Genomic DNA, 25,742 nt, shown 5'->3' with positions numbered 1-25,742 from the left:
GGTTCATGGGGCGGGGAGATCTCACAGACGAGCAGTGGGCGGTGCTGGAGCCTTTGTTGCCGAAGGGTACGAAGGCAGGGCGGCCGCCCGTCTGGTCCCGGCGGCGGTTGATCGACGGCATACGATTCCGGGTCCGGACCGGTGTGCCGTGGCGGGACGTGCCCATCAAGTACGGACCATGGGGCCGGATCTACGACCTGTTCCGCCGATGGCAGCGCAACGGCACCTGGCACGGGCTCCTCACCCGTCTTCAGTCCTTGGCCGACGCGGAGGGTCGAATCATCTGGGACCTGAGCGTCGACTCCACGGTGTGCCGCGCTCATCAGCATGCGGCTGGGGCACGCAAGCAGGGCGACCTGCAGAAGGAACCACCTGGCGGTGTTTTCACCGAGCCTGATGATCACGGGCTGGGACGCTCGCGCGGCGGGTTCACGACCAAGCTGCACCTGGCGGTCGAGCAGGGACAGAAGCCGATGGCGATCGTGGTGACAGCCGGTCAGCGCGGGGATTCACCGCAGTTCGCGACGGTACTGGAGAAGGTCCGCGTGCCCCGCATCGGGTTGGGCCGGCCCCGTGTCCGTCCCGACCGGGTGCGTGCGGACAAGGCGTATGCCTCCCGCAAGAACCGGGCCTACCTGCGTCGCCGCAGGATCCGCTGCACCATCCCCGACAAGGCTGACCAGGCACGCAACCGCCGGAAGCTGGGTTCCCGCGGCGGCCGGCCACCACATTTCGACCCGGCCGACTACCGCCAGCACCATGCGGTCGAGTGCGGGATCAACCGCCTCAAGAGACATCGCGCTGTCGCCACCCGGTACGACAAGCTCGCCGTCCGCTATGAGGCGACCGTCCTCGTCGCAGCTATCAACGAATGGCTCTGACTCACGCCTCGCAGGGCAACACTTCAGACCGGCTGGGAGGGCTGCACACTCGCAGCGAGCAGACTTTCAGACGTTTTGGCGAGTATTGGCCATGTTTGTTGCTCAGAGGGTGGCATGGTCGTTGATCTCGGGAGTCCGACAACGTCGGGCTCCTGCGACCCACGACAGAAAGGCGCGACGATGAAGATGCCCGTCTCCACTTACGTCACCACGGTCCCGGAGACCACCTGGCTGCGGTGGCTGCCCAACGCGCTGCCCGCCGCCGGCTACACCACGCTCAAGAACTCCTCCGAGGAGCCCATTGAGGTCACCAAGCTCAAGAGCCCCGACTACCAGAACATCACGATCTACCAGACCGTCAGGGACTCGGAGTCCTCGAAGATGGTGAAGCTCGACAAGATCACCATCCCGGCCAAGGGCGAGTTCGCCCTCGTGCCCGGCAAGTACCACCTCATGTTCGAGAAGCCGACCCACCTGATCACCCCCGGCGACAACGCCCGGGTGGTCTTCTTCCTGTCGACCGGCAAGGTGTTCAAGACGCGGATGCCCGTCCGCACCTCCCCCGAGCTCTACTGACCTCCCACCTCCTGGAGCACCGCATGGGCACCTACCACCTCGACCTCGGCGACGCGCAGACCGAGGAGCTCGACGACGTCATCCACCTGCTCGTCGACGACACCGCACACGACGTCGACACCTTCGTCGCCTCCGACCAGGGCTCCGACGAGCCCCGCCGCGGCAGCCTGGTCATCGTTCGCAACGACGAGCGCAACGCCGCCGCCACCCGCTGGGTCCAGGCCGTCGAGGACCTCACCACCGAGCAGGACGTCATCATCATCGCCGGCGACCCCACCTCCCCCGATGCCCGCCGCCTCCACCTCACCAAGGCATGGGCGGCCACCAGCTTCCACGAGGACGAGGACGAAGACCCCGAGGCCATCGCCCTGGCCTTCGCCGACATCACCGTCAAGTAGCACAGCGAAGGACGCTCGGGCGCGCCGCCCGCACTCCAGCAGGGCCAGCGCGCGGCAACTTGCCGGGGCCGGGCCCCGGCAAGTTGCCGGCTACTGTGCGGTGCGTTCCTCAGGGCCTCTCGTTCGGAACCGGCCGCCTCTCAAGATCCACTTTCGATACACGGCCTAGGCAATCCGCACCGGCTCACCATCTGATAAACCTGCCGCCCATCAACCGCTCTCCTGCCCTCAGGTCAGGAACACCGCGCGATCGAAAACTCAGAATGGCTGCCACACCCATCTCGGACGAAACACCGAATGTGTCGATCGCCGATGAGAACTACGAGACCTTGAGCCCATTCCAACATGGCTGGGGGGCGCTGGTGTTGGCGTGGCAGAACGACGAAGCTCCTGGTAGATGGGTTGTCGACCAAGATCAACCTTCGCTGCCAGAAGCTTCGCGTGCTTGTCTACCCGTCCGGACTGGGCCTGTCCACTTCCGCACTACGGCTGCTGCGGCGGGAGCTGACCGCTCGGCGGCGACGGATCGGCATCCGCTGGCGTCGGCTCACTTGCGGCCGACAGGCGTTGATGGCCCTGGCCCACCTGCGTTGCGGTCACACCTTCGCCCAACTCACGGCCGGGTTCGGTGTCGGCCTGGCCACCGCCCATCGCTACGTCACCGAGGCCGTGGCCGTCCTGGCCCTTCTCGCCCCCACCCTCCAACAGGCCATGGCGGTTGCCGCACGCAAGGCGTTCGTGATCCTGGACGGAACCCTGCTGCCCATCGACCGCATCGCGGCCGACCGCCCCTTCTACTCCGGCAAGCACCGCAAGCACGGCATGAACGTCCAAGTCCTCACCGACCCGTTCGGAAGCTCATCTGGGCTTCGCCGGCCCTGCCGGGCGCGGTCCACGACATCAGGGCAGCCCGCTCCCACGGCCTGCTCGACGCCCTCAACACTGGAGGCATCCGGTGCTGGGCCGACAGTGATGATGGCTGTGGTGCCACCGACAGGTCTGACCCTTGGGCTGACTGACCACAACTTCCGTGTCTTTGCCTTGATCTGTCGGCCTGTCGGTGACACCACCGCACGCAGCCCGGAAGGGTGTCGTGACTTCATAGGAGCTTGCGCGAGAAGCCCCGTCACTGTCGTGTCCGTTCTCCCGACCGGCGCGTGCTGCCCTGTCCACGCGATGAGAAGGCAGCAGGCCCAGCATGATCGACGAGCATCCCGAGCGTGAGGTCTTCGCCGGAGTCGACACTCACACCGACACCCACCACGCCGCTGTTGTCGACCCGCTCGGGCGGCCCGTGGCTGACCAGGAGTTTCCCGCCACCACCCAGGGATATCGCGCCCTGCTGACGTGGCTCGGCACATTCGGCCAGGTCCAGGCGGTGGGCGTCGAGTGCACTGGATCCTATGGGGCGGGGCTGACCACCGTGCTGACTGCAAGCGGCCTGGTGGTGGTCGAGGTCAACGTCCCTGACCGGGGCACTCGCCATTCCCGTGGCAAGTCCGACCCGATCGACGCTTACGTGGCCGCCCGGGCAGCGGCCTCGGGACGAGCCCAGGCCATTCCCAAATCCCGCACCGGCACAGTTGAAGCCCTGCGCCAACTGCGAGTGACCCGCGCCTCCGCGATCAAGGCCAGGACGCAAGCGATCAACCAACTCATCGGCTTGCGAGTCACCACTCCTGAGCCTCTGCGTCAGACGCTCGCAGGGCTCACGCGCGCCGCCCTGGTCAATAGCTGCCTTCGGCTGCGGCCCGGGCCCGACCTTGGCGATCCTGTTCACGCCTCCCGCTTCGCCCTGCGCCAGCTGGCTCGCCGCATCCGCAGACTCACCGAAGAGATCGACGAAGTCGACGAGCATCTTTCCGTGCTCACCGCGGCGGCTGCCCCCGAACTGGTCGCGCTGTTCGGCGTGGGCACAGAGACCGCCGGCCAGCTGCTGGTCACGGCCGGCGACAACCCCGAGCGCTTGCGCTCGGAGGCCGCCTTCGCGGCTCTGTGCGGCGCCGCTCCAGTCCCAGCCTCTTCCGGGCGCACCGACAGACACCGCCTCAGTCGGGGCGGTGATCGCCAGGCCAACCGTGCCCTTCACATGATCGCGGTGGTTCGTATGCGCTATTGCCCTCGCACCCAGGCCTACGTGGCGCGGCGCGTCCAGCAGGGGCTGACGAAGAAGGACATCATTCGTTGCCTCAAGCGCTTCATAGCCCGGGAGGTCTACCACGCTCTCAACCAGCCCCGCGCTCGCCACGCCATCCCAACTACTTGACGTCTATAGGAGCATCAAGGCGTACCAGGGCTCCGGCCCCTCCGTCCGCGCCCCCTTCCGCGGCCGCTGGAACACGCTCTCCGCCGGGAAGAAGGCCGTCAACCGCGCCCACGCGAAAATCCGCGCACTCAGCGAACAGGCCATGGCCACCCTCAAGTCCTGGCACCTGCTGCGGAAGCTCCGCTGCAGCACCACCCGCATCACCGACCTCGTCAAGGCTGTCCTCACCCTGGCGCTGACCGCCTCAACCTGAGAAGGAAGCCTCGCTGCCTCCTATACTCCTGGCGTGCTTGATACGTCGAACCTCTTCCACGTTTCGTCCGTGCTCAATCGGCAGTCGATCGCACGGCATGGCCTGGACTGGAGCCGGATGGGCGCCGCACGGGGAATCGCCGGCAGCCGCCGCCCTGAAGTGGAGGGGATCTTCGTCTGTCGAGGCGAGGAGGAAGCAGGGTTCTTCCTTCAGATCAACAACACCGGTGGGCCGGTTGATATCTGGTCCGTGGACGGCATCGATGAGGGGCTACTCCTCGACAACGGCAACGGATTCGTCTACCTGCCCCGCCGCATGCCAGCCGCGCGAGTCCGCCTCGTGCGATCAGACGTTCCTCCGCAGCCTGGTTTTTGACTTCGCGCGGCGGCACGGGGGCAGGCCCACGCGGAATCTGGCTGCGAGCTCGGCGAAGGCCGTCAGCGCCTGGCGGCTGCAGGTCAGCCGCCGCCGGGTACCGATCCATCTACCTGGGGCTTCGTTGTCCCGTCACTACGCCCCCTCGATCTCACAGCCAGGTTGGAAGAGGCTCCTTGCGTGCCGCGGCCGCCATGCGAACCGGGGCATCCGCACTGATCACCGATCTGCACGTCTTCGATGACGGCACGGGGGGCAAGCTGTCCCCCGTCGTGTAAGTACTGCCGCCCATCACAGCCCTCGCCAAGTTGAAGGGTGCCCTGCATGGCCATGGGGTCGGCGCGAACGTGGACCGACTGGGTCAGACGCTGCACGTGCGAACGCTGTCCCGCGGTGGCGCCGGCCTCCGCACCGGCATCGGTCCTAGGATCAGCGCGGCCGCGACCGTATCTGTTCATGTCCCCGAGCGTGGAGGGATGCTGGTCGTGGCCCCCGATCGGGCCGCGGAGTGGCTCGCCGGGCTGCCGGTGGAGGCCCTGCACGGCATCGGCCCCCGACAGATGGGGGTGCTCCACGGCGTACGCGCACTCCACGGTCTGCACGCCTACGACGAACACATGGGACGCCTTGTCGGCGTACTGGCCGGAGCACGTGCGTACGTTTGCGGCCATGGATCCGCGGTAGACGGCGAGAGGCCCCTCAGGTTCCGCTCCGCGGATTGTCGGTGCCCGCGGGAAGAATGGCGACATCGGCACGATCTACTGGGGGCAGCATGACGACAAGCATGTTCGAGTGGCCGCGCGGTGCGACCGGCGCGGACTCCGCCGCCTTGGAGCGGTGGCTCGGTGAGCACGGGTGGGAGGTCGATCCGAGCGTTTTCATGGCGGGGGCGCGGGGGCCGTCGGTACAGGTACGCCGGATCGGGGCCGCCTGGCAGGACGGGGAGCCGGGGCTTCTGATTCTGCCGGGGGAAATGGTGGAGCACGACAAAGGCATGATGCGGATCGCGGCCCGCCCTGCGGCAGTAGTCGAGCCCGCCCCGTAGTTCGACGACCCGCACTCGTCCGGCCCCTGTCCCTTCCGGCGGGCCGGACGCCGTTCTCGAGCCTGCTGCGCGGCTTTGTCAGTGCCCGGTGGCACCCTAGGGGTGTCCGACGGCGCTGTCGAGATCGTCCAGGTGAAGCTCGGCGAGTAGGTGTCCCTCGCCGACGTTGTCAGCGGCTCGAACTAGGCTCCGAACCATGAGCACCGCCACCCCCGCCCCCGAGCAGGCCGCCGCCGCAGAGCGGCCGTTCAACCCTCTGGATTTTCCCGCCGACCTGCGGGCCGCGCGGTTCCGCGCGGACACCTTGTACGCCGAGCAGGCTGCCCTTGCTGCCCGTCTGCCGTGGTCCAGGGAACCGCATCCTGGCTGGGAGCAGAAGAAGAACGAGAACACCGACGTCATCCTCAAGGAGGGCCGCGAGGCGTCCCCGGGCTGGGACCCGGCCGACGCTGCCGAGTACGACCGGATCGCTGAGGAGCTGCGCGAGGTGACCGCCGTCATCCAGACGCACCCCTGGTGGGCGAAGTGCCGGGCGCATGGCGTGACGGGCCCGGCAATCGTCGAGGCGCGCCAGGCCCTCAAGGTCCTCACCGGAACCGGCTGAGCGGCCGTTTCTGTCTTCCTTGGCCGATGATGGCCGGCTGCCGAGCCTCACCCAAGGACGAGATACGGGGCTGGTGCACCGCGTTCGTGGAGCACTGCCCTGAGCGACGAAATCGCATCGGATGCGGAGGTGATGGCGGCAACCTCCGCATCGCTGATTCGGATGGTCGGGAGCCAGCCGTGCAGGGGCGGGAGGAGATCTGCCAGCGCGTCTCGGAAGGCACGCTGCCGATGGCGGCCTCCGTCGCCGGGGAACAGCGGTGGTTTCGGCCGGCCGAAGCCACCGCCGGGCTCGCGCCCCGCAAGGGCCCGTGAGCGGGCCAGCCATTGAGAGGTGTCGAAGCCGAGCTTCACGTCTGCCGGATAGTGCTCCAGAGTCAGGGCGCGAGCCTCGGTGAAGTGCTGCTTCTCGTCGACCTCCAGGATCTGCTGCTCCCCGTTCTTGTAGGTCAGCAGGACATCCAGGCGTCGTCGCTCACGAGAAGGGGCCAGGTCGGGAAGAACCAGCCCGGTGAGCGCGGCGTACATCGCAGACACCGTGTCCCACATGGCGAGGCACTCGACACGTCCTGGTCGCAGCAGCCAGGTCGGACAGCTCTCTGTTTCGATCTCCGCTTCCACTACATCAGCCAGCAGTCGGGTTATGCCGTCCTGGATTTCTTTTACGACCGCTCCCCTTCGCCCGGTTGTCCGCCCCGAGTATGCGCGCTGCCTCTGACAACGAAGGGTGATGGGGTCTTGGGGGTGGGGAACCTCGGCGAGCAGGTTTGTCCCACCCTCAAATGCTGGGTGGGAAAGCTCAACGGGCCTCATCAAGAGCGCTTGGGTCGCCGAGGTCCGTGCCCGGTCTTTGCGGGCGGCTTCGTCGGCATGGTCTTGGCAGTCCCCGCAGCCGCCTGCGTCACTCGTGGCAAGATCTCTGCGCACCGCCGGGTTGGCGGTCAGGGGAGGGGTTTGCATGTCTATCGATGCTGCGGAGTTCGCGGCCCGGTTGAGGGCCGAGCAGAATGATCCGGACCGGGAGGAACGGTTTCGGCAGGACCGTGCGAGACGGCGTCGCAAGATCCAGTTGTGGGCAGGAGCCGGGGTGGTTGTAGCCGGTGGGTTCGCGTTCTGGCTGTTCAGCGTCACTGCCGGTGAGCGTCCAGCGAACGAGCCGTTCGCGGCGGGGCTCCTTGAGGAGTCGATGTGGCCCGATGCCTGGCCTTACACGACCGGTCTGCCCTTCCGGGGATCTCCCGCGGCCGGCTGGGACAGGACCGATGTGGCCAGCAGCATGTTTCCTCCCCAGGCCGATCCCGTCGGCAAGCTCAGCGCGGAGCAGGTAGCCGCAGGGCTGGAGACGGTGCGCGAGTTCGTGCGGGAGGCCAACGTCTCCGACGAGGTGCTGCTCGGTGAACATCCCGAGGGAGCTCTCGCTCTTCTTGCTCCCGAAGATCCTGTCCGGCGTGAGATGGAGGCCGCCCTTGCGGCTCCCGGGCAGGGGCGCGATCCTCTGGCGGTGTTCACCCGCTTCGATCCTGATGAGATCGCCGTCATGGAGGACACCAGAGCCGAGGGCACTATGACCTACGAGGCCACGCCCGCCGGGGAGCTTCTGGTCCATGCCGACTACACCTTCGTCTACGCCGTCTTGAAGGCAGAGGGGGGCTGGGAGGTCCGTCCCGGACGCGAAGAAGTGGCCCGGGTGGTGGTGCGGCGCCAGCTGAGCGCGACGGTACGGAAGGGGAAGATCGTCCTGGGTCCTTCCAGTCACATGATCGCCAACAATGCCTGCCCTGCTGCCGGGGACGGATTCATCCACCCGCTCTTCTCCAAGGAGGCGGCCAAGGTCAAAGAAGGAAAGCGGTTCGACCCGTACGCGGCCGGCACACGCCTTGCCGACGCACCCGCCGGCACTTGCCTGATCCCTACCCGCACCTGACGAACTTCTGCTCGGCCACCGACCGAGACGCCAGGCATCGTCAGGACTGCCGTCAAGTCTTTGTCACCCGAACGGATGGTCGCCACTCGGCGGTCTACTACTCTCCGTGTCGGTGTCGTAACGTTTACGGACTGCATCTGTCCGGGGAGGACGGAGGGCCGGACCGGGGAGAGGACGGCGTCGGGGTGATGGGGAGTGTCCAGGAGACGTGGGGGGAGAAAGCGGCCTGCCGCACCGCTGATCCGGATGAGCTGTTCGTCGAGGGTGCGGCGCAGAACAAGGCCAAGGCCGTGTGCACCGGCTGTCCGGTGCGCACCGAGTGCCTGGCCCATGCGCTCGACCACCGCATCGAGCACGGTATCTGGGGCGGTATGACCGAGCGAGAACGGCGGGCCCTGCTGCGGCGGCGCCCGCTGGTCACCTCATGGCGCCGCCTGCTTGAAACTGCCCGATCGGAACACCAGCGACTCGACGGCGCCGACGAGAACCAGATCTGGGACGCCACCGGATGACAGCCCGAGTGGCTTCGTTCACGCGCGGAGTCACTCGCCGAAGGGGACCGGGGCGGGAACGGTGGCTTTGGCCGCATTCCACTGCAACCGGAAGGCGGCCGGCAGGTCCCTCCAGGCGACCAGGCAGATCGCTTCCCGATTGACAACCGGAGATCGCTTGTCGGCCCGCTCCACGAACCCCCGGACCGTGAGACGTTCGGAGGCCTCGGCCACCTCCTCCTCCGCCAAGAAGCCCAGAGGTGACAGGAGCATGCACAGCATCGGGTTGCTGGGAAACGGCGCCTGGTGCTCAGTGAGGGCCAGCGCGAGCAGGACAGCCATCTCGTACTGGTGGCTGACAAGAGCGTGGAGGACGTCGGGGTGCCAGGAGACGACGAGAGTGTCCCGATCGCCGGGGTTCACCTCGTTGAAATGCCGGTCGCGGGACGGGGTGAGAAGCCTGTGGGGCGGCATGGGCTGCAGTGATGCCTGGGCGTCGTGCAGGCGCCCGCGATGCAACTGGGACCGTCCTGCCCGATCTGGGGCGCATCGGTCGCCCGGGCGGGCTCTGCAGTCGGGACAGGTTCGCCGCCGGGCCCGTTCACGGACCTCGGGCGGAAAGGAACGGCTCACCTCGGACACTATGCCCCATCTTCGCGAGTCTGACGTCCTGTTGACCGGACATTGCTGTGTCCATGCGTACGATGTGGCCGCAGTGGTCCTCGTCGTCCAGCGGCCAAGGACACCGGTCTCCGGTTCGCCCGGAATCGGAAACCCGGGTTCGAATCCCGGCGAAGACCGCTTCCTGTGAGGTCTCCTGAGCAGCCACCTTGAGTGCCCGTGGCAACAACGGCCTCCAGAAGGGTTCTCAATGCCCGCTATGGTCGCGCTGTCGGTGCCGGGCAGCAGCCTGTCTGCACACTTGCCGAACGTGTCATCGGCAGAGCGCGTCCCGGCGGCTTCGGCCGCCGGGACGCGTGGGGTGGTCATTGCCGGCGGTGGAGTCTGCCGCGTTCTGCGTGGAGCTGATCGATGAGGTCCATGTCGCCGACAGGTAGGGGGCGTCCCAGGAGACGGCAGATGTCGCGGTGCAGCCTCAGCCCGGCGCTGTCGTTGTCCTCAGTGATGAGGGTGGACCACAGGGGTTCTTCAGGTGTGGTGTCGGCCTCGACAAGGGTGAGCAGTTCGAGCTTTTCCTCGTGGTCGAGGCGGTTGAGCTGGCGCAGGCCGGTCTTGTCCCGAAGCTCGGGCCAGGTGGTGATGCGGTCCTCGCGGGCGGCCTTCTTCAGGGCGCCGCGGACGGCCGGGGCGAGCATCCTTACCTTCTCTGTGCGTGCCTGCCGGGCTTGCTGGGCCGCCCGTTCAGCGGCTGCCGCCTGGGCGGCTTTCTCCTTTTCCCTGGCCTGACGCGCGGCTTCGGCTTGTCGTGCCTTTTCCTCGCGGCGTTCCTCGCGTGCACGCTGTGCTGCGGCTTGCCGCTCGGCTCGTACGCGTTCCAGACGAGCGGTGAGGGAGTCGATGAGGTCGCTGTCCTCTTGCGGCACGTCGGGGTCATCACGGATCAGTTCGATGGCGAGGTGATACAGCCCTTCGGTCGGCTTCTGCCGCAACTGAAGCATCACGCTCTGCCGGCGCTGGGTGTGTTCCTCCAGCCGGCGCAGACACCTGGTCAACGCGAAACGCAGCCGGTTGGCGTCGTCAGGGTGCAGGTCGGTTTGCAGCAGCTTCTCGATCGCGCCGATGGCGGTTTTGATCTTGCCGGGTGTGTCGGTGTCGGTGTGGAGATGGCGCAGCAGTTTTTGGACTGGGTCGGTGCGGCGGGGGCCTGAAGTGGTGGGGCGGGTGATGGTGACGATCTGCCGCTCCGCTGCTTCCTTGTCCGGCTGGGGCACCGGGGCGGGGGTGCGGACATCGGCCGGTCTTGTTCTGGAGACCAGTGCCTCGGGGGTGAGGACGATGTCCTCCAGGGTGTCCCAGTGCTCAGTGCCCCGGCCGTGGATCTCGGTGCCGAACAGCAGGATGCGGCCGCCTCCAGGGCGGTCGTCGAAGCGCACCCGGTGGAGGTAGCCGCGCTGGATGAGGGCATGGGGGTCCCGGACGCCGGGGCCCAGGATCGTCTCCCAGACGGTGGGATCCCAGGAGACGGGCTGGTTGCGGTCGAGGTGGAGGTGGAGCTTGCGTCCGTCGGGAAGACGGACTGTCACCGCGGATCCCAGCGGTTCGGGGAAGTCGAACTCGGCAGTGGTGCCTTGGGCGCGCAGCCACGATGCCAGGTGTGCCTTGGCGAACAGATGGTTGGCATCGTCCTTGCCGCGGTCCTTGCGGCCGCAGGGCCGGCCGGTGCCGCCGCTCCCGTAATGGGCGAAGTGACAGATTTTGTCTGTGTACAGCCGGGTGGTCAATTGTCGGCCGCAGCCGCCCTCGAACCGGGTGCCGCACCAGATGGTGACGCCGGCGTGCTCACGGCGGAAGGCTTCCAGTTCCTCGGGGATCTCCGGGCAAAGGGCCGGATCATCCGAGTCCGGGCTGCCGAAGACTGCGGTCTGAATGAGCCGTCGGTCCATCCTGCTCCAGTTGCTCCAGAAGAGTGACGTCCGCTCATTGTGCTCCCAGGCACCGACAACCCGAGCAGTTTCAGCCGGGCAGGTTCCATCGGAGTGCCGCTCCGCAGCCGCGAAGGTCCTGAAGCTCACCCCTGCTCATAGTCCACCTACAGCGACGGCAACATGGCGTGTGTATCCAGCGCTTCATGTCGATCGACGATCAGACGGTATGTGGAGGCAGACCGTACGCGAGGCCTGCCTGTTTGCACTTTGGCTTCATCGGACATACGGGCAAGCACCCAGGCACCGCCCCCTGTGACCAGGGCCGAACGACGCGCGATCACCGCACCGATCTGCCATGGAGAGCCCGATTGCCGCACCTGAACAGATAATCCCTGTTCAAAGACAGTCCTCTTGAACATGATGAGCCCACTAACCGACGAAGGAGCACCATGCCCACCCCCACCCCTACTCTCACCTCCGAGCAGCGGGCCGCGGCCCTGGCGAAGGCAGTGCGGATCCGCAAGGAACGCAGTGAGATGCTTGCCGCGCTCAAGGCGAGACGGCTCTCCCTTGCCGATGTCCTTGAACGGGACGATGACACCGCACGGCAGACCCGTGCCCTGCACCTGTTGCAGTCGCTGCCCGGTATAGGCAAGGTCGGCGCCCGCCGTCACCTGACCGAACTCGGAATCACGGAAACGCGCCGCATCCAGGGCCTGGGCAAGCGCCAGCGTGAACGCCTGATCGAACTCTTTTCATCCCAGGGTTGAACCGCGCCTCTTCTCAGCCTGCTCCCGACTAGGGCCTGTGTGATGTCGTGATCAGTTTCTGGGTTGTGCCTACCTCCAGGGGGTGGGATCCGGTAGGACTGTGCTCGTGACGCGTAGGCAACTCACCAATGCGCAGTGGAAGTTCATCGAGCCGTATCTGCCGATCGGTGGATACGGTCCGTACCCGGAGCGGTTGCGGGAGCAGTTCGAGGGTGTGATTTGGCGGTTTCGGACCAGTGGGCAGTGGCGGGAGATGCCTGCCGAGTTCGGCCCGTGGCCCACCGTTTACGGACGGTTCCGCGTCTGGCGGGACGCTGGTGTGTTCGCTGCCCTGTTGGAGGGCTTGACCGCTGAGGCCGCCCGGCAGGGAAAGACGGACTTGTCGCTGGTCAGCGTGGATTCCACTACGGTCCGCGCCCATCACGACTCTGCCGGCATGCGTGTCAGCAGGCACCTGATGGAAGCCGTCGAGGAAGCGGTGCAGGAGCAGGAGGCAGCCCGGCAAAAGGGGGCGAGCCGGAGGAACAGAACGGACATGCCGAGCGCCGGCGCATCCGGCGCAGGCGCAAGCAGCGCCTGAGAGAAGCCCTGCTCGGCAGGTCCCGGGGCAGCCTGACGAGCAAGATTCATCTCGCTGCCGACCGCAGGTGCCGCCCCTTGGCACTGGTCCTGACCGCCGGGCAGGCCGGAGACAGCCCTCAGTTCATCCCCGTCCTGGCAAAGGTCCGGATCCGCCTGCCCGTCGGCCGCCCCCGCACCAAACCCCGGGCGGTTGCCGCAGACAAGGCCTACTCATCCCGCGGCAACCGCGCCTACCTGCGAAAACGCGGAATCAAGGCGGTCATCCCGGAAAAGCAGGACCAAGCCGCCCACCGCAAGAAGAGAGGCGCCCACGGTGGCCGGCCCGTCGGTCACGACGCCGCTCTCTACAAAGACCGGAACACCGTCGAACGCGCGATCAACAAGCTGAAAGCCTGGAGAGGCATCGCCACCCGCTATGACAAGTCGCCCGAAAGCTACCTGGCCGGCGTTGAACTTCGCGCCGCCATGATCTGGATCGACGACCTACTGAAGACTTCCGAATGATCACGACATCACACAGGCCCTAGGTTGGGTCGCGGCCCTGGCCGGAGAAGATGGCGTCGCTGGAGACGAGCACCAGGCGGATGCTGCGATCGGCCGCAGCCAGGGCGAGGCGGACGCCGCCTTCGGCGGTGATGGCCCAGTCCGCTCCGCCGCTCGTCGTTTTGATCACCACGGTCGGAGTCACCGTGTCAAGAACCTCCCCCAAGCGGGATGGGTTGCGGAAGTCGAGATGGCGCCACGTCGCCTCGTCGACGTTGCCGAGACGGGAGTGGAACGTGACGGCCGGAGGCCGGCCTGCGGCTACCGCTTGGCGTACCAGCTCGGTGCCCAGGAAGCCGCTGCCGCCGAGTTCGAAGCCGCGGGCGACCCGTGCTTCAAGGTCCGGCGGGAGCGCGACCCGCGGGCCCGGGTGGCGGGTCGGCTCGTTCCCGGACCCCATTGAGAGGGAGACCTACCTGCTCCAGCAGTCGGCCAGGAGGACTGCCGCGAAGCCGCCGACCAATCCGATCGGCGGCTTCGTGCTGCTTGACAGGCCTGCGAAGAAGTCCATGCGGCGTGGTCGGGCCCGAGGTCAGCCGCCCACAGCAAGGTGGGGGCGCATTGGGCGAGCCAGGGCGCGGCCTCAGCGGCCTGGTTTAGGTGGGTGGGAGCAGGGCCCTGCCAGTGTCGTAGTGGTCGATTGGAGTGGACAGCACCCTGCACTACGAACAAATGTGGTGCGGGTGAACGCCCGATCCGCGCACAGGAAGGATCAGCTCTGGCCTGTGCCTGCCTGCTGCTTGAGCGACTCCGTCATGTCGAAGACGTCGGAGGCCGCGGGAGCGGTGACCTTCTTGGCTTTGTCGAAGGACTTGAAATTCATCGAGATGTTCGCTTTGCCCATCTTCTGCTCGATGCGGGCCGGGAGATCCTGTCCGTCGACCCAGACCTCCAGAGTGATGGATGTGACGTTGCCGCCGGTGAAGCTGTTCATCAGGGCGTTCTTGTCGTTCGGTGCGAGGACATCGCCCGCCCGGCCAAGATCGTCCTTACTGATGATCGCGGAGTAGTGGGTCGTCTTGCGGCCGAGAACGGTTTCCTCGCCGATCTCCTCGGCCTGCTTGGAGCTTCCGATGAAACGCAAGCCCGCGACGGGGTTGCTCTGCTTGGCCATGTCCGTGCCGTCCCGGCCCATGACGACGTCGGCATTGACACTGAGCCAGTGCTTACCGGCAGGCCCACCGACCAGCAAAGGGTCCACGTTGTAGTAGTAGGTTCCGTCGACGAACAGAACCCGGACGGTGTCGGTCTTCACCACCGCGGCCATGCCGGCCTGCTTGGTGTCCATCCGGATATCGAAGGCGGTGCCCTTGCCCCAGGACCACAGACCCTCCATCTTGACGCCCTTGAGACCGGGCATGCTGACGGTCGTCTCGACCTGAGCCGAACCCACCTGGTCGGCCTTCGTGGACGTCTTCCTCAGTGCCGCGAGTACGTCGACCGCCTCATCGACAGTCTCCACGGCCCGCTCAGTACCGCAGCCGCTCAGCGCGCCTACCATCAGCACGACTCCTGCGGCGCCGGCCGCTGTGCGCATCCTCATGTGCCCCACCCCTGCACTCATGCTGTTCTTCAGTTCGAGGACGCACTCTAACCGGATGCTCTGACATGTACGTCTCCATTTCAGGTCCTGGGAGAGCACCGGTCTGTGACGTCTGCTGGATCTCCCTTAAGGGATAAGCCCTGCGGCTTGCTCTCGAGCGTGCCGGTGACACCGGACACCCGGCGCCGCCGTATAGGCGTCGTACCATCCGGGCGCCGAGGACCACTGCCCCGCACCAGCCTCCAAAGGCGTTCCGGCGGACGATTTCGCGATGAGTATCTGCAATCCTGTCCTGTGAAAGGTAGTTCACCTCTGGTCACAGAGGCGCGCCGGCTGGTACTCCCCCGGTCGCACCGCGTGCCTGGAGGAGACCGTCGCCGCCGTACTGCTGCTCGCCTCTCGGCGCCTCGGCGTCCGCTGGTGCCACGGAATCGCGTCCGACCCGATCCGGCTCCACGCCTGGGTGCAGACTATGAACGGCGTCGACGTCGCCGAGCCGTCGTCGACCCGCATCTACACCCCCGTGCTCACGATCGGAGACCGCCATCACCAGCCCGCCGACCCGATCATCTGGCTGCGCACCGAAACCTGTGGGCTCGGCCCGTACCGTGCTGACCTCGTCGAGACGTACTGGCACTGGGAGCAGAACCCCACCCTCCTGGTCGGCTACGGGCGCCAGGCGCCCGAGTCCCTGGAGGCCCGTACCGAGGGCATGGCCCACCATCTGCGCGGCGAGAACATCCGCTTCACCATCTAAGACCTTGGCGGCGCTGAGGCGACGCCGGTCGGCGTTGCGACCCTGCTGCCCGACCACGGTGTCCGCACGGCCGAGTTCGTGATCATGCTCAGTCCGGAGGCCCGTGGTCAGGGGCTGGGCGCTGCCGCGACCTGGCTCACCCTCGATTACGCGTTCCACGTCACCAACCTTCGGATGGTCTGGCTGAAGGTACTCTCGCCGAACGTGGGCGCGATCCGCGCGTATGAAAAGGCCGGCTTCCAGCATGTCGGCGCAGTCCGGCAGGCCGGATCACGATCGGCAGAACAGACCTGAACGTCACAAGATCAGCGACAGAGCCCGTTCGTCCGTACGCATCTGGGGAAAAAGTCCGTACGCCGACAGCCGGGACCAGACCGGCGGCCGTCCTGCCTTCGTCCCCTTCGGTAGCAACGGCTCCAGCACCGCCCACTGCTCGTCCGTGAGATCTCCCCGCCCCATGAACCGTGATCATTGACAGCCCAAGATCCATTTTCGATGCACGGCCTATGGCTGAAAGCTCTGAGCAACTCTGACGTGCCGCGATGGCACTCCAACCGATATCGAAACCCTGTTCCCCTCATTGCGTGCCGTGAGTTACTTTCAAGCCACGAAAGGGTGATGAGGGGAATGTCCATGAATACCGCAAATACACTTCCCGGCCGACCGCCGGGGATCCGAGAGGACACCGAAGGACTGACCCCACGGCAGTGGAGCATCCTGGCCTGTCTCAGCGACACCGTCCGTGATCGTGGATACCCGCCGTCGATGCGCGAAGTCGGTCAGGCTGTGGGGCTGTCCAGTACCAGCTCCGTAGCGCATCAGCTCCTAGTGCTGGAGGACAAGGGATTCCTGCACCGGGACCCGCAGCGGCCCCGGGCGTATGCGCTCACCTCGCGCGCCCTGGTGCTCCTCGGTGCCAACCCTCTGCCCGAGCCCTCCGATGCCGCTCTCAGCGCGCGGGTCGAACAGGCCGCGGACACAGCGAGCATTGCCCGGGTACCGTTGGTCGGACGGATTGCTGCCGGCGCTCCCATCACTGCCGAGCAGCAGGTAGAGGATGTCCTGCCGATGCCTCGTACGGTCGTCGGCCATGGAGAGCTGTTCGCGCTCAAAGTAGTGGGCCAGAGCATGATCGACGCGGGAATCCGGGAAGGTGACATTGTCACCGTCCGCCGTCAGGCAACGGCTGAGCAGGGGGACATCGTCGCCGCGCTTCTGGATGGAGCGGCCACCGTAAAGAAGCTCCGCATTGACGAAGACGGGCTCTGGCTCATGCCGTGCAACGTCGCCTTCTCGCCGATCCGGCTGAAAGACGGCACGGTGATCATGGGCAAGGTTGTCGCAGTGATGCGGTCCCTCTGAGGGGGAGGCCTACCTGCTCCGGCCGACCGGCGAGAAGCGCTGCCGCGAAGCCGCCGACCGATCCGATCGGCGGCTTCACGGTGCTTGATGGGTCGGCGGGGGAGTCCATGCGGTGCGGTCGGGCCCGAGGCCAGCCGCCTACAGCAGGGCGAGGGGCGTACTGGGCGAGCCAGAGCGCGGCCTCGGCAACCCGGTCCAAGTTGGTGGGAGTCAGGGCCGTGTCGGTGTCGTAGTGGTCGATGGCGGTGGCGAGGATGCCGATAACTGAGTCGTCGTCGTAGTCACGGGCGGCAACGTGGCTGCCGCATTCGCCGCAGAATCCACGGGCGGTCTTGCCGGGGTGAGTGTCGTACCAGGTCGGCTCACCGCTCTCGCCGGTCCACTGCAGCCCGGCCGCCGGGAACCCGGCCCACCACTGGAACGGGGCGCCGGAGCGCTTGGCGCAGTGTGTACACCGGCATACGTGCGGGTCGTCCACCGGGCCGATGACGGTGAAGCGCACCTTCCCGCACAGGCAGCCGCCGGCGCGGATCTCGGGGCCGGGATCGGCGGCGACGTCAGTCTCGGACACTAGTGCAATTCCTTAGCGTGATAGGCCGGTTGGGCTGACCAGTGTGGCATCGCGGTGAAGATTCGCAGACATCCTGCGGATCCTGCAGCAGGTCGGGGTGGAAGAGGTCGCTCTTGTGGGTGACTCGGACCAGCCCTTGGCCGTGTGCCTCTTCCAAGAGCCTGCCGAGCCCGTCTCTCAGAGATATTCCCGTGAGGTCGCCCGGGAGCAGGGATGATGTGGGAGGCCGGCGCTCACACCGAGAACGCAGAATGCGGCGTTGCTGGTGGGTCTCGTCCGAGCCAAACGATGTCCAGGACCGCCCTGTAATAGGTCATTTCCGGTGTGGTGGTCGGCATCCCTGATGCTGTCCAGGCAGACCTCACGGGCCGGGCCGGCGCCCAGAAGGTGTTCCGGTAGCCACCCACCGTAGGATCGTCTGCGGAGCCCGCGTACAGCAGGCGGGACAGGCAAGAACGCAGCAAAGGGGGCCGCCGTGCGGTTCATCGTGCTCGACCGCAACGACCACGTGACGACGATTCCCCACCCTGTCGCCGTGCTGGAGCGGGACCACTGGGACGACTTCGGGTGGCGCACCATGTTCCACCTGACGGTCATCGACGAGCGCGGCCGTCATGAGATCGGCCCGGTGAAGATCGGCGCGCTGGGCATGAGCCGACGTGCCGAGACCGTCGTCCAGCCTCCGGATGAGTTCGATGAGATCCCCGGCGAGTACTTCTCCGTCGGCCAGGACGACACCTACTACGAACGCCTCGCCCGCCTGGGTGACGACACGCGTACTGCCGTTCTGGCGGGCCTGAGGGATATGGCCTTTGACGAAGAGGTCTTCGAACTCGCCCAGGACGAGGACGTCACCCGCACCGCGCTGTGGCGGTTCGTACGACGGGCCACGGTCGAGGAGCAGTTTCGGCGCATCGCCCGCGGCGGCACTCGTGTGACCTCCTTCGACGTCGCCTACGAAACCCCGGCCCTCGGAGGCGGTGATGAACTGTTGCTGTCGTTCACTGTCACGCGGGACGTGCTGCCGCCCAGCAACATCCACGTCCTGACCGGCCGCAACGGGGCCGGGAAGTCCGTCCTGCTCAACCGTCTCGCCCGTGCCGTCGCCGACCCCGACGCCCGCCCCACCGAGGTGGGCCGAATCCTGGAGGAGGGCCGCGGCAGCCGGCGCTCCTTCGCCAACCTCGTCAGCATCTCCTTCAGCGCCTTCGACGACCTGCCCCACCTCCCCGACAGCGACACCTTCCGCACCGCTCACGTCGGCCTGCGCGTCACCTCCCCCACGCGGACACCTCGCATGAAGTCGCCGTCCCAGCTCAAGCGGGACTTCGCCAACAGCATCGAAGCCTGCCTCACCGGCGAGCAGGCCGAACGCTGGGCCCGCGCCCTCGCAACCCTGTCGTACTCCGGCAGCGGGCTGCTGGAAGAAGACTGGCTTGCCTCCTTCACCGCCATGACCAATGCCGCCCGCCGCCGTACGGCCGCCCGCAAGCTGTTCGCCTCCCTCAGCTCCGGCCACAAGGTCGTGCTGCTGACCGTGACCCGGCTGGTCGAGCTCGTTGGCGAACGCACCCTGGTCCTGATCGACGAACCCGAAACCCACCTCCACCCACCGCTGCTGTCCGCGTTCATACGTGTCCTATCTGACCTGCTCACCGACCGTAACGGCCTCGCAATCGTCGCCACCCACTCCCCCGTCGTCCTGCAGGAGGTCCCCGCACACTGCGTGTGGAAGCTGCGCCGCTACGGCGACCACCTCGCAGCCGGCCGACCGAGCATCGAGACCTTCGGCGAGAACGTCGGTGTACTCACCCACGAGGTCTTCGGTCTCGAGGTCACCGACACCGGCTTCCATCGTGACCTGAGCATCCTGGTCGACGAAGGACTTTCCTACGAGGACATCCTCGACCGCTTCCAGCGCAGGCTCGGCGGGGAGGCACGCATCATCGCCCGCTCACTCATCGCCGCCCGCGACCTCGACGACGCCGACCTCGAGGGCGACCGCTGATGCGCCCCATCGACAAACCCGTCCTCGACGCCCGAACGGTCTTCGACACCTGCACAGCCACGGCGAGGCCTAAGACGGTCCGTACCAAGCTGCAGGCGCTCAAGGACACCGTCGCCGCCGCCGCTGCCGAATACGACACCGCCGCCACCGCCCGGGCCCTGCACACCCTCGGACATCTCAAAGACCTGCCCGACGGAGAACCGAAGAAGAAAGGCGGCCTCAACAAGGAGCTCAAGAACACCTACAGCAGCCGTATGGTGCACAAGAAGAGCGCAGGGCGAGACTTCTACGACCAGCTCCTCAAGGAGGCACCCGATGACCGCTGCGCACTGTGCGGCCAGGGCATCGCGGACACCCTTGACCACCAGCTACCCAAGGCGCACTACCCGCTGCTGGCGGTTGCCCCCGCCAACCTCGTCCCGGCCTGCCGCGACTGCAACTACTACAAGGGCGAAGAAGCCCCCCTCAACGCCGAACAGCAGACCCTCCACCCTTACTACGATGGCGAGATTCACGACCACACATGGCTGGTCGCCCGCGTTTCCGGCCCGCCGAAACCCGCCGTCGTATTCGCAGCCGTTCCGCCACCCGAGATGCCCTCTCTGCTCGCCGCCCGGGTTCGCCACCACTTCACCATCCTGAAGCTCGCCCGCCTCTATAACCCCCAGGCTGGCCCCGAACTGAGGAACCTCAGCCGTAGCCTCCCCCGCCTGTCCGCCAAAGCAGTCCTTGAACACCTGCGTGAGCGTGCCGAGGACTGGGCGGTCTCCGAAGGCGTGAACTCCTGGCAGGCCGCGCTGTATCGAGCCTTGGCCAACAGCCCCTGGTATACCGGAGGCGGCTACAAGGAACCCTGGAAGTAATCACCGCTGATCTCGGAGATATTCTGGCCCGCTAACCGCTCCGGCTCCTCGTCGACAAACGTGCCTACCGGGGGACGTGTTCGGCGACACCATGGCGATCATCACCCGGATCGGCGGCTGCGGGCCCGCAGCGCGCTGGGGCCAGCTCGCACTGCACCACGCCGCACACCGTTATAGCCCCCTGCGCTACCGTCCCCGGCAGCCGAATGAGTTGACCCACCTGCGCCCTCATGTGTGGGCAGTGAGCGAGGTGGCACTCACCATGGCCCTGCTTGCCTGGCGCTCACTCGGCTTCTCAGCTCTTTGACCCGGTTCACGCCTGCACTCGGGCAGTCGCGAAGGCGTGGCGGTATGGTCGGAGTCGGCTGGTGTGCACGACTCATGTCGCCGAGCGCCCCTATCCGGCCGGCACGCCGCAAGTCCTCCTCGCGCACTGTGAAGGTGGGTCCGTTCTCCCCTGGCCGTAGGTGCGGGTGTAGTCCTGCGGGGGCTTCTGCACGGGTGGAGAGCACCAGTCGGGGCTTCCGATGGGCCGTGCCTACATCATCGCCCCGCGGGCAAAGCGCAGCACTTGCGCCAGGTCGGCGGCGAGCCGTTTCGCAGCCTCGGTGAGCGGGGGACGCTCGCGCAGAAGGAGTGTCTGGGCGAGGAGGATACGCATCGTGCGGCGTATGCCGGCCAGATCGGCGGCGGTGATCATGAAGGCATCGTGCGGGCTGCAGCCCCGATGTCCACCTTGCAGGTTTCGCTTCCGGCGGGCCAGCCCGCGAGCAGGAGCCGGAACTTTCACTCCGGCCGGGACGGAGGTCGGCGGCAGGGGCGGCCACGGCTGAGTGCGGTTAGTTGTGGGTCGATGTGACGCCCCGTGGATGGCCTGGCGAAGTCGTCGGGTTGAGAGCTTCTGGGCGCGCTCCCCGCCGCCCTGCTCCCAGATCCTGACCCCCACCGAGCGCGGTAGTGAGCGTCGCTTGCCGTGAATGACGTGCCGCCCACAAGTTCAGCTCACGGCCGGTGGTACGCAACAGGGGCCCGGCTGATGCTGGGCCCCTGTCTTTCGTAGCGGGGACAGGATTTGAACCTGCGACCTCTGGGTTATGAGCCCAGCGAGCTACCGAGCTGCTCCACCCCGCGTCGGTGACTCCACTGTACACAACGTCTGATGCGAGGTGGTGCGCAGGTCCGTGAGGACCGGCGGGTAACTGCGGACGTCAGCCGCGGACGATGTTCTCGGCCTGGGGGCCCTTCTGGCCCTGCGTCACGTCGAAGGTGACGGCCTCACCCTCAACGAGTTCGCGGTAGCCGTTGCCCGAGATGCTGGAGTAATGGGCGAAGACGTCGGGGCCGCCGTCCTGGGCGATGAATCCGAAGCCCTTCTCGGCGTTGAACCACTTCACAGTGCCGCTGGCCATGCTGCTGTCCTTCGATCAAGCCGGGGATTCCGGCCGGGTGAGAAAAGGGAGCCTCCTACTATGGGAAGACGCCCATCGCTTGTCCTACCCAGTCCGTGATCCGGTTAATCGATCATGCGGTTGTCGGGATGGAGTGGTTGTAGAGGTGCTGTTACTTACCCTTGTTCTAACCGGGTCGGCGGCCGTATCCCGTTCCGCCTGTGGCCCCGGGGACTACCAGACCAGCCATGCGCGGCAGCGAGCATTCCAATTGGCCTGCCGTCATGCCCGGCCAGCACGAGAAGACGGCAGACTGCTCACCATGACCTTGCGCGATCCTGACGATGCCCTCTCCGGCTGGCAGCCCCTGCACGACCCCGGCCCGCCCCCCGACCTGTCCCACCTGGACGATGGCGATCCGCTGGTGGCGGAGTGGCTGCTGTCGGACCATCCCTGGGCCGAGTCGGAGCGCACCCGGCGACGTCAGGTGGAGCTCCAGGCCCTGATCGAGCAGTCCGCTCCTGACAGCCCGCCGTGGATCCGGCAGGCCGAGATCGACTCGGCTGAACCCGATCAGGCCCATGTCGCCCGGATGCGCCGCTCGCTGGAAGCCCTGCGCCAGCTCGACGACCCGATGTACGTATACCCGCCCGGCCTGATGGGCCCGATGGGATCCCTGTGGGCGCCGCCCGGCCACCCCGTTCACCGCGCCGGACTTGAGGCCGGAGGCTGGAACCCGGGCGCCTGATGGGCGGACCACCGGCGAAGCGTCGTCCGCCGCGGTGACGCGGGGACCTAGTCTTCTGAGTCAGGAATTCTGTTCAGATGTATAGACTTGGCCTATGGCACGTACGGGGCGGCCGAAGGCCGAGCTGATCTTGTCGGATGAGGAGCGGGCCGCGCTCGAGGGATGGGTGCGGCGCCGTTCCACACCGCAGGCGTGGGCTCTGAGGTGCCGGATCATACTGGCCTGCGCCGAAGGCGCTTCGAACAAGGACGTCGCGGCCCGGCTCGGCTCGACCGCGCATGCGGTGGGCCGGTGGCGGGCGAGGTTCGTCGAGCACCGGATCGCCGGCCTGGGTGACATGCCCCGATCGGGCGGCCCGAGGTCGGTGACGGACGAGCAGGTGGCCGCGCTGGTCACCAGGACGCTGCAGTCCGCACCGAAGAACGCGACTCACTGGTCGACACGGTCGATGGCGAAGGAACTGGGCCTGTCGCAGTCGACCGTGTCCCGGGTCTGGCGGGCTTTCGGGCTGCAGCCGCACCGTTCGGAGACGTTCAAGCTGTCGACGGATCCGTACTTCGTCGACAAGGTGCACGACGTCGTCGGCCTCTATCTGGACCCGCCCGAGCGGGCCCTGGTCTTCTGCGTCGACGAGAAGTCGCAGATCCAGGCCCTGGACCGCTCGCAGTCGGTGCTGTCGATGATGCCCGGAGTGCCGCAGCGCGTCACGCACGACTACGTCCGGGCCGGTACCACCACCCTGTTCGCCGCCCTCGAGGTCGCCACCGGCAAGGTGATCGGCTCACTCCATCGCCGCCACCGGGCCGAGGAGTTCAAGAAGTTCCTCATCAAGCTCGACGGGGAAGTCCCGGCCGGCCTCGATGTCCACCTGGTGCTGGACAACTACGCCACCCACAAGACCCCGGCCATCAAGACCTGGCTGCTGGCGCATCCCCGGTTCCACCCGCACTTCACACCGACAGGATCGTCCTGGCTCAACCTGGTCGAGCGATGGTTCGCCGAACTGACAAACAAGCGGATACGGCGAGGCGTCTACAAATCCGTCCAGGCCCTGGAGCAGGATATCCGCGGCTGGATCGCCGCCTGGAACACTGACCCCAAGCCCTACGTCTGGATTAAGACCGCGGACGAGATCCTCGAACGCCTCGCCTCATATCTGAACAGGATTCCTGACTCAGAAGACTAGGGCGTGTGTCGGAAGTGCTTTAGGTTGGCTGCTGTGAGTGCGCGGGGGCGGAGTTACCGATACGTCGGGCCGGTAGAGCTGAAGGCTGTGGTCCGGCCTGGCAGCGGCGGGTGCCCGATCCGCTCGGCGGCTGACTTCGACGGTTGGATCGCTGAGCGATCGGCAGCAGAGCTGACCGAACCGTTCACCTTCGTGGTCGGCACGGACGGTGTGCTTCGGCTGGCGCCGCGGCGAAGCGAGCACGTGGCCTGCGCCGGCGGGGACATGGTTCTCAGTGCCGGCGAAATCAGCTTCATGCGTGAGGCAGGCCGGTGGACCATGGGCGAGATCAGCAACCAGTCCACCGGATACTGCCCGGACGTGACCTCCTGGCCGGCAGTCGCTCATGCTCTGGACGACGTAGAACTTGGGCGGCCCTCCGGCTTCACCCATGAGGTGGTGTTCCGGCGGTGCCCTGACTGCCAGGAGCACAACATCGTGCGTGAGGACGACTTCGTCTGCGTCTTCTGCGGCAGCGATCTGCCAGCGATGTGGAACGTGGATCCCACCGCGTGATGGCCAAGGGTCACAGCCACTCGTTGATGGCCGCTACGAGGACGGTCGCCTCGTAGCGGACCGCGAGCTTGTCGTATCGCGTGGCGACGGCGCGGTTCCTCTTAAGGCGGTTGATCCCACACTCGACCGCGTGACGTTCGCGGTAGTTGACCGGGTCGAAGTGCGGCGGCCGGCCGCCCTGGGAGCCGAGCTTTCGGCGGTTGCGTGCTTGGTCGGCCTTGTCCGGGATGGTGCAGCGGATCCCGCGGCGCCGCAGGTAGGCGCGGTTCTTGCGGGAGGCGTACGCCTTGTCAGCCCGCACGCGATCGGGCCGGACGCGCGGCCGACCCGGCCCGATGCGGGGCACTCGGACCTTGTTGAGTACGGGTTCGAACTGCGGCAAGTCCCCGCGCTGCCCGGCCGCGATCAAGATCGTCATGGGCTTCTGGCCCTGCTCGACAGCCAGGTGCAACTTGGTGGTGAACCCGCCGCGCGAGCGGCCCAGTCCGTGATCATCGGGCTCGGTGAAGACACCGCCCGGCGGTTCCTTCTGCAGGCCCCCCTGCTTGCGGGCCCCAGTCGCGTGCTGATGAGCACGACAGACCGTGGAGTCGACGCTCAGGTCCCACGTGATCACACCCTTCGCATCGGCCAAGGACTGCAGCCGGGTCATGATCCGGTGCCAGGTTCCGGTCCGCTGCCACCGGCGGAACAGGTCGTAGACCCGGCCCCACGGCCCGTACTCGACGGGCACGTCCCGCCACGGAACACCGGTCCGGACCCGAAACCGTATGCCGTCGATCAACTGCCGCCGAGACCAGACGGGCGGCCGGCCCGCCTTCGTGCCCTTCGGCAACAACGGTTCCAGCGCGGCCCACTGCTCGTCCGTGAGATCTCCCCGACCCATGAACCGTGATCATTCACAGCCCAAGATCCACTTTCGATACACGGCCTAGAAGGCGGCCGGCGGCTTCTGCCCGCGTGGCCAGGTGCAGCCCTCGCACGACTCGTCCCGCCCGTGCCCCGCTTCCTCTCTATGGCGTTGCTTCAGCGCCCAGAACGCCGCCCGGTAGGCCTCCCGGACCCGCAGGCACTCTTGCTGCTCCTCTTCGGTCAAGTGCGACCAGCAGGCTCCGGGATCGTCCGCGCCGTACCCGCGTGGCCACTCCGCTGCCTGCCGCCCGCACGGCCGGTGGTCCTTCCTGCGTCGCAGGCACGTCGGTTTCACCCCGTCCACGCGGCCGCCCCACGGCGGGAACGCGAAGCAGGCCCATTGCGCGGGCAGCATGCGGGTCTTGCCCGGCGCCGGCAGCGAGGTGTCCAGGTACACCCGTGTGGTAAACGGCGCCCGCTCGGGCTGGTGACCGACCTGCCGGACCACGGGCGGCCCGCTCGATGCCCAGGCCCCTGACAACAGGGCGGCGATCTGCCGGACAGTCGGCTCGTCGGCCGCGACGATCTCGACGTAGCCCGTACCAGGCCCGGACAGGTGTGCCGTGGTGATGTCTCCCATGCCCTGCCAGACACCC

Annotated in this window: 26 protein-coding genes, 2 tRNA genes and 5 pseudogenes; 22 read left to right on the top strand and 11 right to left on the bottom strand. The window is 66.8% G+C overall.

All coding sequences use genetic code 11. From position 1 onward, the window contains the following. Nucleotides 1-5: 5 nt before the first annotated feature. The 9 genes and pseudogenes from ACFYNX_RS26845 to ACFYNX_RS26805 all read left to right on the top strand — a co-directional run bounded on the left by ACFYNX_RS26845 (nucleotide 6) and on the right by ACFYNX_RS26805 (nucleotide 6,398). Entirely contained in the window at nucleotides 6-881 is an 876-nt protein-coding gene (locus ACFYNX_RS26845; RefSeq protein WP_388664865.1) for an IS5 family transposase, read from the top strand. A gap of 186 nt (nucleotides 882-1,067) precedes the next feature. Continuing rightward, the gene (locus ACFYNX_RS26840; protein ID WP_306313032.1) at nucleotides 1,068-1,457 is read left to right on the top strand and encodes a copper chaperone PCu(A)C; all 390 of its coding nucleotides are present in this window, start codon (nucleotides 1,068-1,070) and stop codon (nucleotides 1,455-1,457) included. A 23-nt stretch (nucleotides 1,458-1,480) separates the two neighbouring features. Next, nucleotides 1,481-1,855: a hypothetical protein gene (locus ACFYNX_RS26835; protein WP_388664862.1), complete on the top strand. Its 375-nt coding sequence runs from the start codon at nucleotides 1,481-1,483 to the stop codon at nucleotides 1,853-1,855. Between the two features lie 441 nt (nucleotides 1,856-2,296). Beyond that, nucleotides 2,297-2,853 (top strand): annotated as a pseudogene (locus ACFYNX_RS26830) (transposase family protein); the annotation flags it as partial. Nucleotides 2,854-3,053: 200 nt separating this feature from the next. Next, complete coding sequence (locus ACFYNX_RS26825) at nucleotides 3,054-4,121, top strand: IS110 family transposase (protein WP_388664860.1); 1,068 nt, start codon at nucleotides 3,054-3,056, stop codon at nucleotides 4,119-4,121. 16 nt (nucleotides 4,122-4,137) lie between these two features. Further along, nucleotides 4,138-4,374: pseudogene (locus tag ACFYNX_RS26820) on the top strand (transposase family protein); the annotation flags it as partial. A 33-nt stretch (nucleotides 4,375-4,407) separates the two neighbouring features. Then, nucleotides 4,408-4,749: a hypothetical protein gene (locus ACFYNX_RS26815; RefSeq protein ID WP_388664858.1), complete on the top strand. Its 342-nt coding sequence runs from the start codon at nucleotides 4,408-4,410 to the stop codon at nucleotides 4,747-4,749. Nucleotides 4,750-5,521: 772 nt separating this feature from the next. Continuing rightward, nucleotides 5,522-5,794, top strand: coding sequence for a hypothetical protein (locus ACFYNX_RS26810; RefSeq protein ID WP_388664856.1), 273 nt, complete (start codon nucleotides 5,522-5,524; stop codon nucleotides 5,792-5,794). Nucleotides 5,795-5,990: 196 nt separating this feature from the next. After that, nucleotides 5,991-6,398, top strand: coding sequence for a hypothetical protein (locus ACFYNX_RS26805; RefSeq protein WP_388664854.1), 408 nt, complete (start codon nucleotides 5,991-5,993; stop codon nucleotides 6,396-6,398). A gap of 47 nt (nucleotides 6,399-6,445) precedes the next feature. Here the strand turns inward: ACFYNX_RS26805 and ACFYNX_RS26800 are convergent, their stop codons facing one another. Beyond that, nucleotides 6,446-6,925: a hypothetical protein gene (locus tag ACFYNX_RS26800; RefSeq protein ID WP_388664852.1), complete on the bottom strand. Its 480-nt coding sequence runs from the start codon at nucleotides 6,923-6,925 to the stop codon at nucleotides 6,446-6,448. A 430-nt stretch (nucleotides 6,926-7,355) separates the two neighbouring features. Here ACFYNX_RS26800 and ACFYNX_RS26795 point away from each other — a divergent pair, with 430 nt between their 5' ends. Beyond that, nucleotides 7,356-8,321, top strand: coding sequence for a hypothetical protein (locus ACFYNX_RS26795; protein ID WP_388664850.1), 966 nt, complete (start codon nucleotides 7,356-7,358; stop codon nucleotides 8,319-8,321). Nucleotides 8,322-8,509: 188 nt separating this feature from the next. Continuing rightward, complete coding sequence (locus ACFYNX_RS26790) at nucleotides 8,510-8,833, top strand: WhiB family transcriptional regulator (protein WP_388664848.1); 324 nt, start codon at nucleotides 8,510-8,512, stop codon at nucleotides 8,831-8,833. Between the two features lie 30 nt (nucleotides 8,834-8,863). Here ACFYNX_RS26790 and ACFYNX_RS26785 read toward each other — a convergent pair whose 3' ends face one another. Then, nucleotides 8,864-9,286: a hypothetical protein gene (locus tag ACFYNX_RS26785; protein WP_388664846.1), complete on the bottom strand. Its 423-nt coding sequence runs from the start codon at nucleotides 9,284-9,286 to the stop codon at nucleotides 8,864-8,866. Between the two features lie 243 nt (nucleotides 9,287-9,529). Here ACFYNX_RS26785 and ACFYNX_RS26780 point away from each other — a divergent pair. Beyond that, nucleotides 9,530-9,613 (top strand) — tRNA-OTHER (locus tag ACFYNX_RS26780). A gap of 185 nt (nucleotides 9,614-9,798) precedes the next feature. On the opposite strand, the gene ACFYNX_RS26775 is transcribed toward ACFYNX_RS26780, so the two are convergent. Continuing rightward, nucleotides 9,799-11,376, bottom strand: a complete 1,578-nt coding sequence (locus ACFYNX_RS26775; protein WP_388664844.1) for a hypothetical protein — start codon at nucleotides 11,374-11,376, stop codon at nucleotides 9,799-9,801. 431 nt (nucleotides 11,377-11,807) lie between these two features. Between ACFYNX_RS26775 and mihF the strand changes: the two genes are divergently transcribed. Beyond that, entirely contained in the window at nucleotides 11,808-12,128 is a 321-nt protein-coding gene (gene mihF, locus ACFYNX_RS26770) for an integration host factor, actinobacterial type (RefSeq protein WP_388664842.1), read from the top strand. Nucleotides 12,129-12,234: 106 nt separating this feature from the next. Continuing rightward, nucleotides 12,235-13,214, top strand: a pseudogene (locus ACFYNX_RS26765) (IS5 family transposase). A gap of 19 nt (nucleotides 13,215-13,233) precedes the next feature. On the opposite strand, the gene ACFYNX_RS26760 reads toward ACFYNX_RS26765, so the two are convergent. Both ACFYNX_RS26760 and ACFYNX_RS26755 read right to left on the bottom strand, forming a co-directional pair. Continuing rightward, nucleotides 13,234-13,653 carry a sugar nucleotide-binding protein gene (locus ACFYNX_RS26760; protein WP_388664840.1) on the bottom strand — a complete coding sequence of 140 codons (420 nt, stop codon included), beginning with the start codon at nucleotides 13,651-13,653 and terminating at the stop codon, nucleotides 13,234-13,236. Between the two features lie 312 nt (nucleotides 13,654-13,965). Further along, on the bottom strand, nucleotides 13,966-14,796 hold the full coding sequence (locus tag ACFYNX_RS26755; RefSeq protein ID WP_388664838.1) for a hypothetical protein: 831 nt from the start codon (nucleotides 14,794-14,796) through the stop codon (nucleotides 13,966-13,968). Nucleotides 14,797-15,121: 325 nt separating this feature from the next. On the opposite strand from ACFYNX_RS26755, the pseudogene ACFYNX_RS26750 reads away from it, so the two are divergent. From ACFYNX_RS26750 to lexA, 3 genes and pseudogenes are all read left to right on the top strand, one after another. Next, a pseudogene (locus tag ACFYNX_RS26750) lies at nucleotides 15,122-15,553 on the top strand (lasso peptide biosynthesis B2 protein); the annotation flags it as partial. 33 nt (nucleotides 15,554-15,586) lie between these two features. Continuing rightward, nucleotides 15,587-15,847 (top strand): annotated as a pseudogene (locus ACFYNX_RS26745) (GNAT family N-acetyltransferase); the annotation flags it as partial. Nucleotides 15,848-16,171: 324 nt separating this feature from the next. After that, entirely contained in the window at nucleotides 16,172-16,915 is a 744-nt protein-coding gene (gene lexA, locus ACFYNX_RS26740; protein WP_388664836.1) for a transcriptional repressor LexA, read from the top strand. On the opposite strand, the gene ACFYNX_RS26735 is transcribed toward lexA, so the two are convergent. Beyond that, the gene (locus ACFYNX_RS26735; protein WP_388664834.1) at nucleotides 16,878-17,486 is read right to left on the bottom strand and encodes a GFA family protein; all 609 of its coding nucleotides are present in this window, start codon (nucleotides 17,484-17,486) and stop codon (nucleotides 16,878-16,880) included. The genes lexA and ACFYNX_RS26735 overlap by 38 nt on opposite strands. A 475-nt stretch (nucleotides 17,487-17,961) precedes the next feature. Here ACFYNX_RS26735 and ACFYNX_RS26730 point away from each other — a divergent pair, with 475 nt between their 5' ends. Then, on the top strand, nucleotides 17,962-19,494 hold the full coding sequence (locus ACFYNX_RS26730; protein WP_388664832.1) for an AAA family ATPase: 1,533 nt from the start codon (nucleotides 17,962-17,964) through the stop codon (nucleotides 19,492-19,494). Beyond that, nucleotides 19,494-20,357, top strand: coding sequence for an HNH endonuclease (locus ACFYNX_RS26725; RefSeq protein ID WP_388664830.1), 864 nt, complete (start codon nucleotides 19,494-19,496; stop codon nucleotides 20,355-20,357). The genes ACFYNX_RS26730 and ACFYNX_RS26725 overlap by 1 nt, the downstream gene beginning before the upstream one ends. Nucleotides 20,358-20,895: 538 nt before the next feature. On the opposite strand, the gene ACFYNX_RS26720 is transcribed toward ACFYNX_RS26725, so the two are convergent. The 3 genes from ACFYNX_RS26720 to ACFYNX_RS26710 all read right to left on the bottom strand — a co-directional run bounded on the left by ACFYNX_RS26720 (nucleotide 20,896) and on the right by ACFYNX_RS26710 (nucleotide 21,766). After that, the gene (locus tag ACFYNX_RS26720; RefSeq protein WP_388664828.1) at nucleotides 20,896-21,057 is read right to left on the bottom strand and encodes a hypothetical protein; all 162 of its coding nucleotides are present in this window, start codon (nucleotides 21,055-21,057) and stop codon (nucleotides 20,896-20,898) included. A 357-nt stretch (nucleotides 21,058-21,414) separates the two neighbouring features. Then, nucleotides 21,415-21,488 (bottom strand) — tRNA-Met (locus tag ACFYNX_RS26715). A 77-nt stretch (nucleotides 21,489-21,565) separates the two neighbouring features. Next, nucleotides 21,566-21,766: a cold-shock protein gene (locus tag ACFYNX_RS26710; protein WP_361847256.1), complete on the bottom strand. Its 201-nt coding sequence runs from the start codon at nucleotides 21,764-21,766 to the stop codon at nucleotides 21,566-21,568. A 301-nt stretch (nucleotides 21,767-22,067) separates the two neighbouring features. On the opposite strand from ACFYNX_RS26710, the gene ACFYNX_RS26705 reads away from it, so the two are divergent. The 3 genes from ACFYNX_RS26705 (at nucleotide 22,068) to ACFYNX_RS26695 (ending at nucleotide 24,234) form a co-directional block, all read left to right on the top strand. Further along, nucleotides 22,068-22,493, top strand: a complete 426-nt coding sequence (locus ACFYNX_RS26705) for a hypothetical protein (RefSeq protein WP_388664826.1) — start codon at nucleotides 22,068-22,070, stop codon at nucleotides 22,491-22,493. 94 nt (nucleotides 22,494-22,587) lie between these two features. Beyond that, entirely contained in the window at nucleotides 22,588-23,679 is a 1,092-nt protein-coding gene (locus ACFYNX_RS26700) for an IS630 family transposase (protein WP_388664825.1), read from the top strand. 33 nt (nucleotides 23,680-23,712) lie between these two features. Next, nucleotides 23,713-24,234 (top strand): hypothetical protein, encoded by a 522-nt coding sequence (locus ACFYNX_RS26695; protein ID WP_388664823.1) that lies wholly within the window; start codon nucleotides 23,713-23,715, stop codon nucleotides 24,232-24,234. 10 nt (nucleotides 24,235-24,244) lie between these two features. Here the strand turns inward: ACFYNX_RS26695 and ACFYNX_RS26690 are convergent, their stop codons facing one another. After that, nucleotides 24,245-25,120, bottom strand: a complete 876-nt coding sequence (locus ACFYNX_RS26690; protein ID WP_388664821.1) for an IS5 family transposase — start codon at nucleotides 25,118-25,120, stop codon at nucleotides 24,245-24,247. A 45-nt stretch (nucleotides 25,121-25,165) separates the two neighbouring features. After that, on the bottom strand, nucleotides 25,166-25,726 hold the full coding sequence (locus tag ACFYNX_RS26685) for a DUF6207 family protein (RefSeq protein ID WP_388664819.1): 561 nt from the start codon (nucleotides 25,724-25,726) through the stop codon (nucleotides 25,166-25,168). Nucleotides 25,727-25,742: the final 16 nt, after the last annotated feature.

Origin of the sequence: Streptomyces sp. NPDC007872 (genome assembly GCF_042868165.1) — a bacterium.
Taxonomy (GTDB): domain Bacteria; phylum Actinomycetota; class Actinomycetes; order Streptomycetales; family Streptomycetaceae; genus Streptomyces.
Note: the sequence above shows the minus strand (reverse complement) of the source record. Positions and strands in the feature narration are given on the sequence as shown.

What these genes read in the sequence shown, in the direction of transcription:
- ACFYNX_RS26845 (WP_388664865.1), top strand. Translation starts at nt 6, where the DNA reads ATGGGGCGGGGAGATCTCACAGACGAGCAGTGGGCGGTGCTGGAGCCT.
- ACFYNX_RS26840 (WP_306313032.1), top strand. Translation starts at nt 1,068, where the DNA reads ATGCCCGTCTCCACTTACGTCACCACGGTCCCGGAGACCACCTGGCTG.
- ACFYNX_RS26835 (WP_388664862.1), top strand. Translation starts at nt 1,481, where the DNA reads ATGGGCACCTACCACCTCGACCTCGGCGACGCGCAGACCGAGGAGCTC.
- ACFYNX_RS26825 (WP_388664860.1), top strand. Translation starts at nt 3,054, where the DNA reads ATGATCGACGAGCATCCCGAGCGTGAGGTCTTCGCCGGAGTCGACACT.
- ACFYNX_RS26810 (WP_388664856.1), top strand. Translation starts at nt 5,522, where the DNA reads ATGACGACAAGCATGTTCGAGTGGCCGCGCGGTGCGACCGGCGCGGAC.
- ACFYNX_RS26805 (WP_388664854.1), top strand. Translation starts at nt 5,991, where the DNA reads ATGAGCACCGCCACCCCCGCCCCCGAGCAGGCCGCCGCCGCAGAGCGG.
- ACFYNX_RS26800 (WP_388664852.1), bottom strand. Translation starts at nt 6,925, where the DNA reads ATGTACGCCGCGCTCACCGGGCTGGTTCTTCCCGACCTGGCCCCTTCT.
- ACFYNX_RS26795 (WP_388664850.1), top strand. Translation starts at nt 7,356, where the DNA reads ATGTCTATCGATGCTGCGGAGTTCGCGGCCCGGTTGAGGGCCGAGCAG.
- ACFYNX_RS26790 (WP_388664848.1), top strand. Translation starts at nt 8,510, where the DNA reads ATGGGGAGTGTCCAGGAGACGTGGGGGGAGAAAGCGGCCTGCCGCACC.
- ACFYNX_RS26785 (WP_388664846.1), bottom strand. Translation starts at nt 9,286, where the DNA reads ATGCCGCCCCACAGGCTTCTCACCCCGTCCCGCGACCGGCATTTCAAC.
- ACFYNX_RS26775 (WP_388664844.1), bottom strand. Translation starts at nt 11,376, where the DNA reads ATGGACCGACGGCTCATTCAGACCGCAGTCTTCGGCAGCCCGGACTCG.
- mihF (WP_388664842.1), top strand. Translation starts at nt 11,808, where the DNA reads ATGCCCACCCCCACCCCTACTCTCACCTCCGAGCAGCGGGCCGCGGCC.
- ACFYNX_RS26760 (WP_388664840.1), bottom strand. Translation starts at nt 13,653, where the DNA reads ATGGGGTCCGGGAACGAGCCGACCCGCCACCCGGGCCCGCGGGTCGCG.
- ACFYNX_RS26755 (WP_388664838.1), bottom strand. Translation starts at nt 14,796, where the DNA reads ATGAGGATGCGCACAGCGGCCGGCGCCGCAGGAGTCGTGCTGATGGTA.
- lexA (WP_388664836.1), top strand. Translation starts at nt 16,172, where the DNA reads ATGAGGGGAATGTCCATGAATACCGCAAATACACTTCCCGGCCGACCG.
- ACFYNX_RS26725 (WP_388664830.1), top strand. Translation starts at nt 19,494, where the DNA reads ATGCGCCCCATCGACAAACCCGTCCTCGACGCCCGAACGGTCTTCGAC.
- ACFYNX_RS26720 (WP_388664828.1), bottom strand. Translation starts at nt 21,057, where the DNA reads ATGATCACCGCCGCCGATCTGGCCGGCATACGCCGCACGATGCGTATC.
- ACFYNX_RS26710 (WP_361847256.1), bottom strand. Translation starts at nt 21,766, where the DNA reads ATGGCCAGCGGCACTGTGAAGTGGTTCAACGCCGAGAAGGGCTTCGGA.
- ACFYNX_RS26705 (WP_388664826.1), top strand. Translation starts at nt 22,068, where the DNA reads ATGACCTTGCGCGATCCTGACGATGCCCTCTCCGGCTGGCAGCCCCTG.
- ACFYNX_RS26700 (WP_388664825.1), top strand. Translation starts at nt 22,588, where the DNA reads ATGGCACGTACGGGGCGGCCGAAGGCCGAGCTGATCTTGTCGGATGAG.
- ACFYNX_RS26690 (WP_388664821.1), bottom strand. Translation starts at nt 25,120, where the DNA reads ATGGGTCGGGGAGATCTCACGGACGAGCAGTGGGCCGCGCTGGAACCG.
- ACFYNX_RS26685 (WP_388664819.1), bottom strand. Translation starts at nt 25,726, where the DNA reads ATGGGAGACATCACCACGGCACACCTGTCCGGGCCTGGTACGGGCTAC.